The sequence below is a fragment of the Halioglobus sp. HI00S01 genome (assembly GCF_001635445.1).
GTDB lineage: Bacteria > Pseudomonadota > Gammaproteobacteria > Pseudomonadales > Halieaceae > Halioglobus > Halioglobus japonicus.
Genome location: NZ_LWEE01000024.1, coordinates 1 through 208 on the forward strand (window position 1 = coordinate 1; position 208 = coordinate 208).

The 208-nt window shown below is 59.1% G+C and carries 1 protein-coding gene; it reads left to right on the top strand.

What is annotated here, in order from left to right; all coding sequences use genetic code 11:
* Window positions 1-208, top strand: a 208-nt coding sequence (locus tag A3709_RS04945; protein WP_156507575.1) for an EAL domain-containing protein, incomplete at both ends; no start/stop codon positions are given.

A 208-nucleotide genomic window follows, 5' to 3' on the forward strand; every position in this document is an offset into this window, starting at 1 on the left:
GCCGCGGAACTGCGTACCGCTGTGCGCAAAAATCAGTTCGAACTGCACTACCAGCCCCGGGTAGATCTCAACACCGGCGCACTGGTGGGCCTTGAAGCCCTGTTGCGCTGGAACCATCCCGAGCGTGGCCTGCTATGCCCCGGCGAATTTTTGTCAGCCTGCGAAGATATGGGGCTGATGAAAACGATCGGCTACCAGGTTATCCAGC